Genomic DNA, 16,268 nt, shown 5'->3' with positions numbered 1-16,268 from the left:
TTTTGCGGATGCGATTGGCACGAGAGCCAAGGGAGTGCAAGCCGAGAGCAGGCATTAGCGGCGTTTTTTCACCATTTTGCCCATATCCCACGGTGCAAGCCGGTCTGCTCGGCTTTAAACTGGACGACTGTGCCGGGTCGGACTTGACCGTTGCGCGCACCGCCCCCTATCTCCTTGGCAGGGTTATGATACGCAACAGGCGAGCGGCGCCTCACGAGGAGTGTCATGGATATCAAGGTAAGCGGTTCCGGGTTACAGCGCCAGGTCATCTTCTGGCTGCTGGTGCTTGCCGCCTTCATCGCCTTCCTCATGGTCTTCAGCTCGATCCTGCTGCCGTTCCTGGCCGGCATGGCGCTTGCCTATTTCCTCGATCCGGTCGCCGACCGCCTCGAGCGCCTAGGTCTCAGCCGGTTGATGGCGACGGTCGTCATCCTGATCGGCTTTGTCGTCGTCTTCGTGCTGGCCCTCATGGTCATCATTCCTGTCGTCGTCAGCCAGGCGGCCGATTTCATCGCGAACATTCCTGGCTATGCCGCCAAGCTGCAGGTGCTCGTCAACGAAGCACAGACGCGGCTGATCCCCGATTGGCTGGCGAGCCAGATGCCGTCGCTCAAGCAGAGCTCCGGCAAGCTGCTCGAACAGGGCGCCGCCTTCCTCGGCACGCTCTTCCAGCAGATCTGGAACTCAGGTGTGGCGTTGCTCGACGTCATCTCGCTGCTGGTCGTTACCCCTGTCGTCGCCTTCTATATCCTGCTCGACTGGGACCGGATGGTCGAGAAGGTCGACAGCTGGGTTCCGCGCGACTACGTCTCCGATGTACGCCAGATCGCCCGCGACATGAACGCGACGATCGCCGGATTCGTGCGCGGGCAGGGCTCGCTCTGCGTCATCCTTGGTCTTTACTACGGGATCGGCCTGTCGCTGGTTGGTCTCAATTTCGGCCTGCTGATCGGCCTCTTCGCCGGCATGATCAGCTTCATTCCCTATGTCGGATCGCTCGTCGGCCTCGTGCTAGCCATCGGCGTGGCCCTGGTACAGTTCTGGCCGGACTATCTCTGGATCGGCCTCGTACTTGCGGTATTCTTCAGCGGCCAGTTCATGGAGGGCAACATCCTCCAGCCGAAGCTGGTGGGCAAAAGTGTCGGCCTGCATCCGGTCTGGCTGATGTTTGCGCTGCTTGCCTTCGGTGCACTGTTCGGTTTCGTCGGTCTTCTGGTGGCGGTTCCGGCAGCAGCCGCCATCGGCGTGCTGGTCCGCTTCGGCATCCAGAGGTACCTTGATAGCGACCTCTATCACGGGCACGGCAAGGCCGTGGAAAAGAAGGCGAAGAGCGACAAGGCCGCCTGATTGCCGACGATTGTCCCGAGTACAGCATGACAAAACGCCCATTTGAACAAATCCCCCTGGCTTTTGGCCACGACCCGGCGACGGGTCGTGAGGATCTGCTCGTCTCCGACAGGTTGAGCGCGGCGATCGCCATCGTCGACCACTGGCCGGACTGGCCGGCGCCGGTGGTCATCATCGCCGGCCCGGTCGGTTCGGGAAAATCGCACCTTGCCAGCATCTGGAAGGAGCGGGCGGGAGCCGAGGCCATCCACCCGGTCGCCGGCTCCGATGCCGCGCTGATTGCTGCCGAAAGGCCCGTCTTGTTCGAGGATGCCGACCGCAGCGGCTTTGACGACACCACACTTTTCCACGTCATCAACAATGTGCGCCAGCACGGCACCGGGCTGTTGATGACGACGCGCCTCTGGCCGATGTCCTGGCCGGTGACGCTGCCGGATCTGCGCTCGCGCCTGAAGGCGGCGACCGTCGTCGAGATCGGCGAACCGGATGACGAATTGCTGACGCAGGTGCTGATCAAGCTTTTCGCCGACCGCCAGCTCTTTGTCGACGAGCGGCTCGTCGGCTACATCGTCCAGCGCATGGAGCGCTCGCTCGAATCCGCCCAGACGATCGTCGAGCGCATCGACCATCTCGCCCTTGCCCGCGGCACGAAGCTGACACGCGCGCTCGCCTCCGAAGTTCTCGAAGAACTGGGAAATCAGCGCCGGTCCGATTGACTGTCACAGAACCGTCGTCAAACTGGGATAGCCGGTGCAGCCGGAGCAATGGGATCAGAAAAGCAATGGATAACGCGCTATCTGCGGTGAATGGAAACCAGGCAGCAGTGGAGGACGTCGACCTGCTGACCAGTCCGCAGCGCTTCATCAATCGCGAGTTTTCCTGGCTGCAGTTCAATCGCCGCGTGCTCGAGGAAACGTTGAACACGGCGCATCCGCTGCTGGAACGTGTGCGCTTCCTGTCGATTTCGGCCGCCAACCTCGACGAGTTCTTCATGGTGCGCGTCGCCGGCCTCGAGGGCCAGGTGCGCCAGGGCCTCTCCATGCGATCGCCCGACGGCAAGACGCCGGTCGAACAGCTCGAGGATATCCTGAAGGAAATCGACAACCTGCAGATGGAGCAGCAGGCCTCGCTTGCCGTGCTGCAGCAGTATCTCGCCAAGGAAGACATCCTGATCGTGCGTCCGGCGGCGCTGTCGGCGCAGGACAGGAGCTGGCTTGCCAACGAGTTCGACCAGTCGATCTTCCCGGTCTTGACGCCGCTGTCGATCGATCCGGCCCACCCTTTCCCGTTCATTCCCAACCTCGGCTTCTCGATGGGGTTGCAGCTCGTCAGCAAGACCGGCCGCGAGCCGATGACGGCACTTCTGCGCCTGCCGGTGGCGCTCGACCGCTTCATCCGGCTGCCGGACGTCAAGAACGTGATCCGCTACATCACGCTCGAAGACATGGTCAGCCAGTTCATCGACAGGCTGTTCCCGGGCTATGAGGTGAAGGGCTCCGGTACCTTCCGCATCATCCGCGACAGCGATATCGAAGTGGAGGAAGAGGCCGAAGATCTCGTGCGCTTCTTCGAGACGGCACTGAAGCGCCGCCGCCGCGGGTCGGTGATCCGCATCGAGACCGACTCGGAGATGCCGGCATCGCTGCGCCAGTTCGTCGTGCAGGAGCTCGGTGTTCCGGAAAACCGGATCGCCGTCCTGCCGGGACTGCTCGCGCTCAACACTTTGTCCGAAATCACCAAGGCTCCGCGCGACGATCTGCGCTTCGAGCCGTACAATCCGCGTTTTCCCGAGCGCGTGCGCGAACACGCCGGCGACTGCCTGGCAGCGATCCGCGAGAAGGACATGGTGGTACACCACCCCTACGAGTCCTTCGACGTCGTGGTGCAGTTCCTGCTGCAGGCGGCGCGTGATCCTGACGTCGTCGCCATCAAGCAGACGCTCTACCGCACCTCGAACGACAGCCCGATCGTGCGCGCGCTGATCGACGCCGCCGAGGCTGGCAAGTCGGTGACGGCGCTGGTCGAGCTCAAGGCCCGTTTCGACGAAGAGGCCAATATCCGCTGGGCGCGCGACCTCGAACGCGCCGGCGTGCAGGTCGTCTTCGGCTTCATCGAACTGAAGACTCACGCCAAGATGTCGATGGTGGTCAGGCGTGAGGAGGGCAAGCTCAGGACCTACTGCCATCTCGGCACCGGCAACTATCACCCGGTCACGGCGAAGATCTACACTGACCTTTCGTTCTTCACCTGCAACCCTGTCATCGCCCACGACATGGCGAACATCTTCAATTTCATCACCGGCTACGGCGAGCCGGAGGCGGGCATGAAGCTGGCGGTCTCGCCGCACACGCTGCGCCCGCGCATCCTCCGGCATATCGACGAAGAGATCGAACACGCCAGGGCCGGGCGCCCGGCGGCAATCTGGATGAAGATGAACTCGCTCGTCGATCCCGAGATCATCGACGCGCTCTACAAGGCGAGCCGCGCCGGCGTCGAGATCGATCTCGTGGTGCGCGGCATCTGCTGCCTGCGCCCGCAGGTCCCGGGGCTTTCGGACAATATCCGTGTCAAGTCCATCGTCGGCCGTTTCCTCGAACATTCCCGCATATTCTGCTTCGGCAACGGCCACGGGCTTCCATCGGAGAATGCCCTTGTCTATATCGGCTCGGCGGATATGATGCCGCGCAATCTGGACCGGCGGGTCGAGACGCTCGTGCCTCTCATCAACCGGACTGTGCACGAACAGGTTCTGTCGCAGATCATGCTGGGCAATCTCATCGACAACCAGCAGAGCTACGAAATTCTTCCCGATGGCACTTCTCGCCGGATGGAAGTCGGCAAGGACGCCGAGCCTTTCAACGCACAGCACTATTTCATGACCAATCCCAGCCTCTCCGGCCGGGGCGAGGCCCTGAAGTCCAGCGCACCGAAGCTCATAGCCGGCTGGAAGAGCGGCTGGCACAAATAAACTGGAATTGCATGGTCGAATCTGAAGCGCAGGGGCGTCTGCCCGGCATCCGCCCGGTTTCCGTTATCGATATCGGTTCGAACTCCATTCGCCTTGTCGTCTACGAAGGCCTGAGCCGCTCGCCGGCCATGCTGTTCAACGAAAAGGTGATGTGCGGTCTCGGCAAGGGCATCGACGCCACCGGGCGCATGGACGAAGACAGCGTCGAGCGCGCGCTGAGGGCGTTGCATCGCTTTCACGCGCTCTCCAAGCAGGCGCGTGCGACGTCGATGTATGTGCTGGCGACGGCAGCAGCACGCGAGGCGAGCAACGGTCCGGCCTTCATCGAGAAGGCTGAGGCGATCCTCGGTCACAAGGTCCGCATCCTCACGGGCGAGGAAGAAGCCTACTATTCCGCGATGGGCATCGTCAGCGGCTACCACGATCCCGACGGTGTCGTCGGCGACCTTGGCGGCGGCTCGCTCGAACTCGTCGAGGTCTCCGGCACGAAGATCGGCAAGGGCATCACCTTGCCGCTCGGCGGTATCCGCCTGTTCGAGCACAGCAACGGCTCGCTCAGCAAGGCACGGACCTGGGTGCGCAAGTTCATGAAGAACTCGGCGGTGCTGAAGACCGGCACGGGACGCATCTTCTACGCGGTCGGCGGCACCTGGCGTTCGATCGCCAAGCTGCACATGGAGATCCGCGACTATCCGCTGCACATGATGCAGGGCTACGAGATTTCCTTTGACGAGGCGATGGGGCTCTTGCCCGAGGTGATCGAGCCGAAGAACATCAAGCCTTCGGCCTATCAGACGATCTCCAAGAGCCGTCGCAGCCTGCTGCCCTTCGGGGCGATCGCCATGCAGGAGGCGCTGGAGATCATGAAGCCGGAGCGGATCTCGTTTTCGGCGCTCGGCGTGCGTGAAGGCTACCTGTTCTCGCTGTTGCAGGACGAGGAGCGCGCCCAGGATCCGCTGCTGACGGCGGCGAACGAAATCGCCATCCTGCGCGCCCGTTCGCCCGAGCACGCGCGCGAGCTCGCCGACTGGACCGGCCGCATGGTGCCGTTCTTCGGCGTCGAGGAGACGGAAGAGGAGAGTCGCTACCGTCAGGCTGCGTGCCTGCTTGCCGACATCAGCTGGCGCGCGCATCCGGATTATCGCGGTCTGCAGGCGCTGAACATCATCGCCCACTCGACCTTCTCCGGCATTACCCATGCCGGCCGGGCCTATATCGCCCTTTCCAATTATTACCGCTTCGAAGGGCTCAACGACGACGGTGCCACGAACGCGCTCGCCGGCATCACCACGCCGCGCCTGCTGGAACTGGCAAAGCTGCTCGGCGGCCTCTTGCGTGTCGCCTATCTCTTCTCGGCATCGATGCCGGGCATTGCCCAGAGCCTGACGTTCCGCAAGTCGTCTCTGCCGGACGTGGACTTGGAAATCGTCGTTCCGGCCGCCTATTCGGAGTTCGCCGGGGAGCGGCTGGATGGTCGCCTGCAGCAGCTTGGCAAGCTGACCGGCAGAAGGCTCGTATTCCACTTCGAAAGCTGAAACCTTCAAAATACGGTTCAGATTAAAGGGCGCGCGAACTTCGGTTCGCGCGCCCTTCTTGCTTATTCCGCTCGCTTATTCGGCCTTCAGGAAGTCGCCGACTTCGAGCAGCACGAACTCGTTGTCGTCGGCCTTGTCGAGCGAGCGGCCGGCCGAGAACGGCAGATTGTTGTCGTTGCCGACGATGATGTGGGTCTCGTCGACGCGGTCGACGTTCTCGATGGTGACGAAGGGCATGTCGTAGAAGCCTTCGCCGCCGCCCTGGCGCTTCTTGTTCTCGGGATCGGCGATCTTCAAGAGATCGACGTAGCCGATCTTGCGCACGGCCTTGCCGACATTGCTGTCGTCGAAGGCGATCTTGTAGATGCGCTTGACCTTGGAGCCGGTGGCGAAGCAGTCCGGCTTCGGGTCCTTCGGATCGGCGCAGGCCTTGTCGACCGTGCCGGCGCCGTTGTCGCGCTCGATCACCAGGGCGGTTCTCTCGTCGAGCATGTTGAAGTCGCCGATCGCCTCGCCGCCTTCAGCCAGCGGATAGAGCCAGCTGCGGCCGGTCCAGGTTTTGCTCGCAACATCGAGTTCGATGATGCGCAGCGCCGGGCGGCCATCGGCCTGCTCGACCGTTTCGCTGTCGGTCCAGAGCGGGCCTTCGAGCAAGCCGTAAAGCTTGGAACCGTCCTTGGAGAGCGCCATGCCTTCGTAGCCGCCGGAACGCTTCAGGTTGAAGACGGGCGTCTTCTTCGAGGGATCGCCCTGCAGCGTCAATGTCGGATTGTCGGGCGAAAGCACCGGCTTGCTGTCGACGGTGGTTGCAATCACGTCGGTCAGCTTGCCGTCGAGATCGAACTTGAGGATGTAGGGGCCGAACTCTTCACCGACCCAGAAGCCGCCTGCAACCGGCTGGATCGATTCGACGTCGAAGTCGGCGCCGGTCAGATAGCGTTTGTCGGAACCTTCCATGACGATCGGGAAGGGGGCCTTCCGGTCCGGGTCGGTGAGGAACAGCGTCTTCAGCGCTTCGACCTTGCCGGCGTCCCAGTCCATCTTCACATGGTGCAACATCAGCATGGCGTCGGTGGAATTCAGCTTGTTGCCGAAGCCGTTGTCGGAGAGGCTCCAGAAGGTGCCGTCGTCCATCGCCTTGATGCCGGAAAAGCCCTGCATCGGCTGGCCGTCGAAGGGCAGAGACAGGCCGGTCAGGCGAACGCCGTCCTTGCCGGGCACGGTGCCGAGCGCCTCGACGCGCTTTCGGTCCGCAGTGGTAAACTTGCCGGAGGTCTTCAGGTACGCAGGCGCGTCCGCGGGCGCCGCGATGATCGTGCTGGCCGGCAGGATCGCGTGGCCCTTCAGCGTCGCGGTAAAGGACTTTTCCTCGGCCGAGGCGGCCATCGTCATCAAAAGAGAAAGAGCCGCGGTGGCGAGAAGCGTTTTCGTCATGAAGTTCACCTTGGGTTGGAGCCTTCTGCATGTCTCCGTGGATCGCCCTAGATCCATGGAGAAAGGCATGCAGCAATTCGAAGTGCTACAGCGACCTTTGCGCGTCTTAATGCGCGCGGCGCTGTAGTCGGCCATCCGATAGGCGGCTTAGATGACGGTTGGGTGATGCTTGCTTTACAGGCCGATGAAGCTTTGGTGACAGGATTAGCTCGCGACGGCGAGGCTTGCCCAGCGCCCGGGCGTCAGGCCATAGGCGCGCTTGAAATGACGGGTGAAATGCGCCTGGTCGGCAAAGCCGGTTTCAAGCGCAGCACCGGCAAGGCTTTCGCCCTTGGCGATCATCTGGCGAGCCCGCTCCAGCCGGCGCATCAGCAGATAGCGGTGGGGGCTGGTGCCGAGAACCTTGCGAAACTGCCGCGCCAGCGTGAACCGATCGAGCCCGCTGACGGCTTCCAGCTCCTGGGAACCGACGGGCCGTTCGAGATTGGCGCGAAGGAACTCGGTTGCCTCGAGAACGGCGTGCTTGTCGGCCTTTGCCGGCTTGATGTGCTTCGTGCCGGCATGGCGGTAAAGGCCCTCTGCGATGCGCACGAGGATGTCGTCGAGCGCCAGTTCGTCGATGCCATTGTCGAGATCCATCACGGCTTCCCCGACCGCCTGCCGCAAGGCCTCGTCGCCCACGACCGGTGCCGCGACGAAGGGCAGGGAGCGGTCGGTTTCGTCGAGTGCTGCGAGCAGCCGCTCCGGCTGCAGGTACATCATCCGGTAGCGCAGACCGATCTCCGTTCCCGCGCCGCCATCGTGGATCTCGTCCGGGTGGAGGATGATGATGCTTCCGGGATTGCTGAAACGGCTTTCGCCCCGGTACTGGAAGGTCTGGACGCCGCCGAGCGTCACGCCGATCGCATAGGTGTCGTGTCGATGCGGCTCGAAGAATTTTCCATGCAGCCGCGCTTCGATGCGTTCGATGCCGTCGACGGCGGGTGCGACCCGGATGCCGTCGCCGGGCGCGCCGCACAATCGTTCAAGATCGACCGCGGCACCTTCCGATAATGCGTCGTCCGGCACGCCCTGTCGGGCTGAAATGGAGATGACCGTCATGTTCGATACCAAATTTGCAATCGTCTTGCGCGAGGACCTGGCCACCTGGCAGAAGCTCAACGTTACCGCCTTCCTCGCCACCGGTATTGCCGGTCAGAAGCCCGGCATCATTGGCGAAGACTATCGCGACGGCGCCGGCAACGTCTACAACGCCTTGAGTGTGCAGCCGATCATCGTGCTTGCCGCAGATGGGAAGACGCTCGGCAACATTCAACGGCGTGCGATCGAAAGAGAGGTGAGAGCCTCAATCTATGTCGACGGCATGTTCTCGACCGGTCACGACCACGCCAACCGGGCGGTCTTCGCCGAGACCCGTCCCGATGACGCCGCTGTCGCCGGCATCGCCATCCACGCGGACAAGAAGCTGGTCGACAAGATCACCAAGGGTGCGAAACTGCACGGCTGAGGCGTCGTTCGACCCGACTACTCGGCCGGGCTGGGGACGAGAGCCGGCGCTGCGCTGCCAGCGCGCAACGCCAGGACGCCGAGCTTCTGCCCGCGTCCCCTGATGGCGTGCTCGCCGAGATCCTCGACCCGGACATAATGCGGCAGGCGCATCTTGCGGGCGAGCTCGGTGGAGATCAGCACTTGGTGGCCGAGCGTCTTGCAGAAGCCTTCAAGCCGGGCGGTGGTGTTCACCGTGTCGCCGAAATAGGTGATCTTGTGCCGGTCGAGACCGATTTCGGCAGCGACGATGGTGCCGCCGTGAAGGGCCGCGCGCAGACGTGGAACCTCGCCGAACTCCTTCTGCCAACGTTGTGCATCCGCATCGATCATTTCCAGAATGTCGAAGACGCAGTGAATGCAGGCCGCATTGTTGGTGGCGCGATCGAAGGGCCAGGTGATGACGGCGGCATCGCCGATGTAGTCGTCGATCGAGCCGCGATAACGCATGACCGGATCGGCGATCGTCGCAAACAGCTTGCCGAGATATTCCTGCATCCTGAGGTCGCCGTGTTTCTCGGCGTAGGAGGTCGAGCCGGCAAGGTCGATGAACAGGAAGACGCGCTCCTCCTCGATCGGCCTGCGGTAACGGCCGGTGAGCAGGCTCAGGAAGACGTCACGCCCGAGCAGTTCGCGAACCCTGAGGATGAAGACGAGCGATCCCGAAACGCCGAGCGCGAAGATGAGGACCGTCTTGGACGGCATCATCGCGTCCATCCAGTTGTCTTCCATGACGCCGCCCGACTGCATGATCAGACCGGCGGCAGCGTAGCCGATGTCGAGAAGCACGAAGTAGATTGCCAGCGACGCGACGAAGAAGACGGGTGTCGAAAAGGCGTGGATCCGTCGATGGAGGCGCCGGAAAATGACGCGTCTCTCGAACGCGATGATCGGCAGGCACATGAAGAGCGCGTAGGTCGCGCCGATCAGGGCGCCTTTGCCGTAGAAAACCCATGCGTAGACTGCCCCGGCGCCGGCGATGACCAGCAGCAGGAGTAGTCCCTCGAAAGTCGAAAAGCGCCAACGCATGCAGAAAGCTCCGGTACCGGAAGAGGCGGCATCCGTGTCGGTCGGCGCTGCCCAACGCGCCGGCTCACGTCACCTCGTTTGATACGATGGTGATTCTGTTCCGCCCGGCCCTTCGCTAGAGCTGGATTCGGGCGGAAACTTGTCTCCGCCCGTTACCTTTTTCAAGCTGATGCGGACGTGATCTCGGCGCCGATTTCCACTGCTTCGATCTTCTTGTCAACGAAGCGGAGCGCGACGTCGCCGTTGATCAGCTTCAGTGCCGTTTCGCCGAAGAGTTCGCGCCGCCAGCCCTTGAGTGCGGCGACATCCGCCTTCTCGCCCTCGGCCGCTATCTTGTCGAGATCATCGCTGTTGGCGATGATCTTCGCGGCGACGCCCTGCTTCTCGGCGATGAGCTTCAAAAGCACCTTCAGCATTTCGCCGGCGGCCGCAGCACCCTCGGGCGCATGGCTTTGGCGCGGGAGCTTCGGCAGCTCGGCCTTCGGGATGGCCAGCGCTTCATTGACGGCCTCGACGATCGACGTGCCGGCACTGGAGCGTTCCCAGCCCTTGGGGATGGTCCTCAGCCGTGCGAGCGCCTCGGCATCCTTCGGCTGCTGCTGGGCGATCTCGTAGATGGCGTCGTCCTTCAGGATGCGGCCGCGCGGCACGTTGCGGGCGCGCGCCTCGCGCTCGCGCCAGGCGGCGACCGTTTTCAGCACGGCAAGCTCGATCGGCTTCTTCACCCGCATCTTCAGTCGCTGCCAGGCGTCATCAGGATGCAGATCGTAGGTGTCGCGGGCCTCGAGGATGGCCATTTCCTCGGTCAGCCACAGCGAGCGGCCCTCGCGTTCGAGTTCCGCGGCCAGGTACTTGTAGATGTCGCGCAGATGCGTGACGTCGGCGAGCGCATAGTCGAGCTGCTTGTCGGTCAGCGGACGACGGCTCCAGTCGGTAAAGCGCGAGGACTTGTCGATCTGCGTGCCGGTGACCCGGTTGACGAGCTGGTCGTAGGAAACACTGTCGCCGAAGCCGCACACCATCGCCGCGACCTGCGTATCGAAGATCGGGTGTGGAATGAGCTTGCCGAGATGGAAGATGATCTCGATGTCCTGACGCGCGGCATGGAACACCTTGATGACCTCAGGGTTGGCCATCAGCGCGAAGAAGGGCGCCAGGTCGATCCCCTTGGCCATCGGGTCGACGATGACGGCAAGATCCGGGCTCGCCATCTGGATCAGGCAGAGCTCTGGCCAGAAGGTCGTTTCCCGCAGGAATTCAGTATCAATTGTAATATAATTTGAGCGGGCCAGCTGCTGGCAGGCGGCCTCAAGGTCTGCTGTTGTTTCAATCATCAGATTTAAATCACTGTGGCAAAAATGCGGCTTGGATTTTCGTGTAACTCTTCGCGGCACTTGTCACAATCGAAATTCTCAGACGATCTTGAAATAACCCGTCATGCCGGTCTTTTGGTGCTCGATGATATGGCAATGGATGACCCAATCGCCCAAATTGTCCGCCACAAGCGCCACTTCCGCCTGTTCGTCCGGCAAAAGCAGGATCGTATCCGTCGGCGGCGGCAGGAAAGTTCGCTTGTTGGAATTGAGAATGCGGAAGCTGAGGCCATGCAGATGGATCGGGTGCGCATGCGGTGTGCGGTTGGCGACCTGGAGCACGTAGCTTTTGCCGAGCTTCATTTCCTCGATCGGCGCGATCGGGTCCGGGGTGTCGCCCGGCCACGGCACCTTGTTGATCGCCCAGAACGTATAGCCGAGCGAACCGCAGATCGAAGGTGCCGCCTTGTGTTCGGCGGTCGCCGTCAGTTCGATCGGCACGCGGATCGCGGTTGAGAGATCGGCCTCGGCGATCGGGTTGGCGGGCAGGGGCGCGACATCCCGGAGGTCACGTTTCAGCGAAGCGCCGGTCGCCCTGAACCGCGCGATCGTCCAGGGGTGCGATCCACGGAAATTGCCGAGCGCGACCGTCTGGCCCTCGCTATCCGGCATGCGCACCACCAGGTCGACGCGCTGGCCGGGGCCGAAATCGTATCGGTCGAGAGCAAAGGGCTTGTCGACCGGGTTGCCGTCGAGCGCGATCACCATCGCCTCGGCCCCATCGAGGCCGATCGTGTAGATGCGCGTGACGTCGGTTGCGGCGATCCGCACCCGAACCAGCCCGCCGGCAGGCGCGTCGTAGGTGGGCTCCTGCTGCCAGTTGGCGGTGCGCACCGTGCCGTAGGTGCCGCCGCGCGCGGCGTCCCGCGGCCTGAACAGGTCGATGAAGGCGCCGCCGGTGCCGAGCCGCCAGTCGCGCAGGTTGAGCACGACCTCGGCGTCGAATACCGGGTCGTCGGGGTTCTCGACGACGATCACGCCGGTCAACCCGGCGCCCATCTGGGTCAGTGTGTTGCAGTGCGGGTGATACCAGAAGGTACCGGCATCCGGCGGGGTGAACACGTAGTCGAACGGATCGCCCGGATAGACATAGGGCTGCGTCAGCTCGGGCACGCCGTCCATGGCGTTGGCGATCCTCAAGCCGTGCCAGTGCACCGTCGTCGGCTCGTCCAGCCGGTTGAGGAGCCGCGCCGCATAGGGCTCGCCCTTGCGCATGCGAAGGACGGGCGGCATGCCGGTGCTTGGAGCCTCACCCAGCCCGTAGGTCATGATCTTGGGCGTAAGCCCATCCTTGGCGATTTGGGCCTCGGTCAACTGCGCCGTCAGGAGCTGCGGATCGGGTGCGGCGCCAGCGCGCGCCGCCACGCCGGCGCCGAGCGCAAAGGCACCTCCCAGAGCTGCAGAGCCTTGAAGGAAGGTGCGGCGGCTGATGACGGGCATTCGGCAATCTCGGCAATATGGTTGAAGTGCTGCCGGTTCTAAACCTGATCGTCGCATTCAGCAATTCGCCGAGCTGTGCGCATCTTGCCGCAGGGAACTAGCTGTCCTTGCGCTTGTGGTTGTTGCCGGCGGCAAGCTTGTTGAAGAAGGACGAGGTGCGCAGCAGGTTGCGGAACGGCATTGCCCGCTCGCCGGCGGGCACCGGCCCGCGCGCCGTCATGCGCTGCAGCGTGTAGAGCATGAACAGGAACAGGATCGCCGCCGTATAGATGAACAGCGCCTGCGGTCCGAAAATGTCGAGCAGGAAGGAGGCGAAGAGCGGCCCGATGATCGCGCCGAGCGACCAGAAGAACAGCATGCCGGCCGAAACCAGCGCGTGCTGCCCTTCGGCGGCATGGTCGTTGGCATGGGCCGAACAGAGCGAATAGAGCGGCATGGCAAAGGCGCCGAACAGGAAGATGCCGGCAAAGTTCAACCACTCGTCGTTGCCGGCGCCGAAGGCGAGGAACAGGCCGGCCAGCAGCGAGCCGAAGGTGGCGATCAGGATGATCAGCCGGCGGTCGATGCGGTCGGAATAGTGGCCGAGCGGATATTGCAGCACGACGCCGCCGATGATGCCGGCGCTCATGAAGGTGGCGATCGCCGTCACCGACAGGCCAATCCCTTGAGCGTAGATCGGCCCGAGCGAGCGGAAGGCGGCATTGGTGAGGCCGACGACGATGCAGCCGACGGTCGCCAGCGGCGATATGTTCCAGAGCGCCTTCACGTCGAAGCGGATGGCTTCCGGAGCGACCGGGCTCGAGCGGTCGGCAAAGGAGATCGGCACCAGTGACAGCGTCAGCGCCATGGAGATGATGGCGAAGAGCTCAAAGCCACCGAGCCCGATGCCGGGGATGACATATTGCGCCGCCGTCACCGAGCCGAGATCGACGAGGCGATAGACCGAAAGCGTACGCGCCCGGTTGGCATTGGTGACGCTGGCGTTCAGCCAGCTCTCGACCGTCGCAAACAGGCAGGCAAAACATATGCCGGCCAGAAGCCGCATCAGGAACCACATCAGTGGGTTGATGACGAGCACCATGGAGATGGCCGCAGCCGACGCGATTGCCGCCATCGCCGAGAAGGTGCGGATATGGCCGATCGCGCGCAGGATGCGGGTGACATAGACGCAGCCGAGCGCAAATCCGATGTTGTAGCCCGCGCCGATCACACCGATCAGCGATGTCGAGAAACCCTCTTCCAGCGCGCGAAGCGAGATGAAGGTGCCCTGCAGGCCATTGCCGCCGATGAGAATGCCTGCGGTAACGAGGAGGGGGATGAGCGGGCGAATCTGAGACATGGGGCAGGCGACATCCGGGAAAGCGGCCACGACTCGGGCGGGATCACTGTGGGGCCTTGCAATGTGTAGCTCTGCATTCTCTCGCCGGACAGCCCCGAATTGTGACGCCGCGATGATTTTGGTCCGATGGACCCAAAATCATCGTTGACGCTTTCTTATAAGTGAGAGCGGGATGCGGGCGGAAAACCGCATACACTTTTCCTCATCCCGCTTGGCCGTTCTTTTCGCGGCATTTCCGCCTGCTTCTGTCTCAAGCGCCCTTGGACTGGCCGCTTCCTTGGTTTAGAACGCATCTCCATCTGGGCGGCGGCGGTCGCGCGGCTTGACAAAGCCGGCGCATCATGCGCTTTTCCGCCCGATTTTGACCATGTGCCGCGCGCCGTATCTTTCGAGCCTGCGCGGCTCTTTCGCAATTCCGGGATAAGACGATGCATCGTTACCGCAGCCACACCTGTGCCGCCCTCCGCAAGTCGGACGTCGGCTCCACCGTTCGCCTCTCCGGCTGGGTCCACCGCGTCCGCGACCATGGCGGCGTGCTCTTCATCGACCTGCGCGACCACTATGGCCTGACCCAGGTCGTCGCCGATCCGGACAGCCCGGCCTTCAAGGTGGCCGAAACCGTGCGCGGCGAGTGGGTGATCCGCATCGACGGCCTCGTCAAGGCCCGCACCGACGACACGGTCAACAAGGGCATGCCGACCGGCGAAATCGAGCTCTATGCACAGGAGATCGAGGTTCTCTCGGCCGCCAAGGAACTGCCGCTGCCGGTCTTCGGCGAGCCGGACTATCCGGAAGACGTGCGGCTCAAGTACCGCTTCCTCGACCTGCGCCGCGACACGCTGCACAAGAACATCGTCAAGCGCACCCAGATCATCTCCTCGATGCGCCGCCACATGGGCGACGTCGGCTTTACCGAATACACCACCCCGATCCTGACGGCCTCGTCGCCGGAAGGCGCGCGCGACTTCCTCGTGCCGTCGCGTATCCATCCCGGCAGCTTCTACGCCCTGCCGCAGGCGCCGCAGCAGTACAAGCAGCTCCTGATGGTTGCCGGTTTCGACCGCTACTTCCAGATCGCGCCGTGCTTCCGCGACGAAGACCCGCGCGCCGACCGCCTGCCGGGCGAGTTCTACCAGCTCGACCTGGAAATGAGCTTCGTCGAGCAGGAAGACGTCTGGTCCACCATGGAACCGGTCATCCGCGACATCTTCGTCGAGTTTGCCGACGGCAAGCCGGTGACCGAGAAGTTCCCGCGCATTCCCTATGACACGGCGATCCGCAAGTACGGTTCCGACAAGCCGGACCTGCGCAACCCGATCGAGATGCAGGCCGTCACCGAGCACTTCGCCGGCTCCGGCTTCAAGGTCTTCGCGAACATGATCGCGTCGAACCCGAAGGTCGAAGTCTGGGCGATCCCGGCCAAGACCGGCGGCTCGCGCGCCTTCTGCGACCGCATGAACGCCTGGGCGCAGAGCCAGGGCCAGCCGGGCCTCGGCTACATCTTCTGGCGCAAGGAAGGCGAAAAGCTCGAAGGCGCCGGTCCGCTCGCCAAGAACATCGGCGAGGAGCGCACCGATGCGATCCGCACCCAGCTCGGCCTCGACGACGGCGACGCCTGCTTCTTCGTGGCCGGCGATCCCGCCAAGTTCTACAAGTTTGCCGGCGAAGCCCGCACCCGCGCCGGCGAGGAACTGAACCTCGTCGACCGCGACCGCTACGAATTCTGCTGGATCGTCGACTTCCCGTTCTACGAATGGCTGGAAGACGAAAAGAAGATCGACTTCGCCCACAACCCCTTCTCGATGCCGCAGGGCGGCCTGGAAGCGCTGAACGGCGAGGACCCGCTGTCGATCAAGGCCTACCAGTACGACATGGTCTGCAACGGCTTCGAGATCGCCTCGGGCTCGATCCGCAACCAGCTGCCGGAAGTCATGGTCAAGGCGTTCGAGCTGACCGGCAAGTCGCAGCAGGAAGTCGAAGACCAGTTCGGCGGCCTCTACCGCGCCTTCCAGTACGGCGCACCGCCGCATGGCGGCATGGCGTTTGGCATCGACCGCATCGTCATGCTCTTGGTTGGCGCCAAGAACCTGCGCGAGATCTCGATCTTCCCGATGAACCAGCAGGCCGTCGACCTCCTGATGGGCGCGCCGTCCGAGGCGAGCCCGGCCCAGCTGCGCGAACTGGCGATCCGCCCGATCCCGCAGAAAAAGGACTAAGGTCGAACCGACCTGAAATAGAGAAAGGCCCGGCGCATGACC

General features: G+C 63.2%; 12 protein-coding genes. 6 read left to right on the top strand and 6 right to left on the bottom strand.

Translation table 11 applies throughout. The annotated features are described in order from the left end of the window. The first annotated feature begins 225 nt into the window (after window positions 1-225). The 4 genes from C1A35_RS18825 to ppx all read left to right on the top strand — a co-directional run bounded on the left by C1A35_RS18825 (window position 226) and on the right by ppx (window position 5,850). Window positions 226-1,347 (top strand): AI-2E family transporter, encoded by a 1,122-nt coding sequence (locus C1A35_RS18825; RefSeq protein WP_104665782.1) that lies wholly within the window; start codon window positions 226-228, stop codon window positions 1,345-1,347. 26 nt (window positions 1,348-1,373) lie between these two features. Further along, window positions 1,374-2,063 (top strand): DnaA regulatory inactivator HdaA, encoded by a 690-nt coding sequence (gene hdaA / locus C1A35_RS18820; protein WP_104665781.1) that lies wholly within the window; start codon window positions 1,374-1,376, stop codon window positions 2,061-2,063. A 65-nt stretch (window positions 2,064-2,128) separates the two neighbouring features. Beyond that, window positions 2,129-4,315 (top strand): RNA degradosome polyphosphate kinase, encoded by a 2,187-nt coding sequence (locus tag C1A35_RS18815; RefSeq protein ID WP_104665780.1) that lies wholly within the window; start codon window positions 2,129-2,131, stop codon window positions 4,313-4,315. 11 nt (window positions 4,316-4,326) lie between these two features. Further along, complete coding sequence (ppx, locus tag C1A35_RS18810; protein WP_104665779.1) at window positions 4,327-5,850, top strand: exopolyphosphatase; 1,524 nt, start codon at window positions 4,327-4,329, stop codon at window positions 5,848-5,850. Window positions 5,851-5,925: 75 nt separating this feature from the next. Here ppx and C1A35_RS18805 read toward each other — a convergent pair whose 3' ends face one another. Next, on the bottom strand, window positions 5,926-7,284 hold the full coding sequence (locus C1A35_RS18805; protein ID WP_104665778.1) for an esterase-like activity of phytase family protein: 1,359 nt from the start codon (window positions 7,282-7,284) through the stop codon (window positions 5,926-5,928). 204 nt (window positions 7,285-7,488) lie between these two features. Next, window positions 7,489-8,385: an AraC family transcriptional regulator gene (locus C1A35_RS18800; RefSeq protein WP_104665777.1), complete on the bottom strand. Its 897-nt coding sequence runs from the start codon at window positions 8,383-8,385 to the stop codon at window positions 7,489-7,491. On the opposite strand from C1A35_RS18800, the gene C1A35_RS18795 reads away from it, so the two are divergent. Beyond that, window positions 8,384-8,791 carry a DUF2000 family protein gene (locus tag C1A35_RS18795; RefSeq protein WP_104665776.1) on the top strand — a complete coding sequence of 136 codons (408 nt, stop codon included), beginning with the start codon at window positions 8,384-8,386 and terminating at the stop codon, window positions 8,789-8,791. The genes C1A35_RS18800 and C1A35_RS18795 overlap by 2 nt on opposite strands. Before the next feature lie 17 nt (window positions 8,792-8,808). Here C1A35_RS18795 and C1A35_RS18790 read toward each other — a convergent pair whose 3' ends face one another. From C1A35_RS18790 to C1A35_RS18775, 4 genes are all read right to left on the bottom strand, one after another. Continuing rightward, window positions 8,809-9,858: an adenylate/guanylate cyclase domain-containing protein gene (locus C1A35_RS18790; protein ID WP_104665775.1), complete on the bottom strand. Its 1,050-nt coding sequence runs from the start codon at window positions 9,856-9,858 to the stop codon at window positions 8,809-8,811. A 161-nt stretch (window positions 9,859-10,019) separates the two neighbouring features. Beyond that, entirely contained in the window at window positions 10,020-11,192 is a 1,173-nt protein-coding gene (gene rnd, locus C1A35_RS18785) for a ribonuclease D (RefSeq protein WP_104665774.1), read from the bottom strand. Window positions 11,193-11,270: 78 nt separating this feature from the next. Beyond that, window positions 11,271-12,671 carry a multicopper oxidase family protein gene (locus tag C1A35_RS18780; RefSeq protein WP_104665773.1) on the bottom strand — a complete coding sequence of 467 codons (1,401 nt, stop codon included), beginning with the start codon at window positions 12,669-12,671 and terminating at the stop codon, window positions 11,271-11,273. A 97-nt stretch (window positions 12,672-12,768) separates the two neighbouring features. Beyond that, entirely contained in the window at window positions 12,769-14,010 is a 1,242-nt protein-coding gene (locus C1A35_RS18775) for an MFS transporter (RefSeq protein ID WP_104665772.1), read from the bottom strand. A gap of 428 nt (window positions 14,011-14,438) precedes the next feature. Here C1A35_RS18775 and aspS point away from each other — a divergent pair, with 428 nt between their 5' ends. Then, window positions 14,439-16,226, top strand: coding sequence for an aspartate--tRNA ligase (gene aspS / locus C1A35_RS18770; protein WP_104665771.1), 1,788 nt, complete (start codon window positions 14,439-14,441; stop codon window positions 16,224-16,226). The last annotated feature ends 42 nt before the right edge of the window (window positions 16,227-16,268 follow it).

It is taken from the genome of Ensifer adhaerens, from assembly GCF_002940685.1.
Classification (GTDB): Bacteria; Pseudomonadota; Alphaproteobacteria; order Rhizobiales; family Rhizobiaceae; genus Ensifer; species Ensifer adhaerens_E.
Note: the sequence above shows the minus strand (reverse complement) of the source record. Positions and strands in the feature narration are given on the sequence as shown.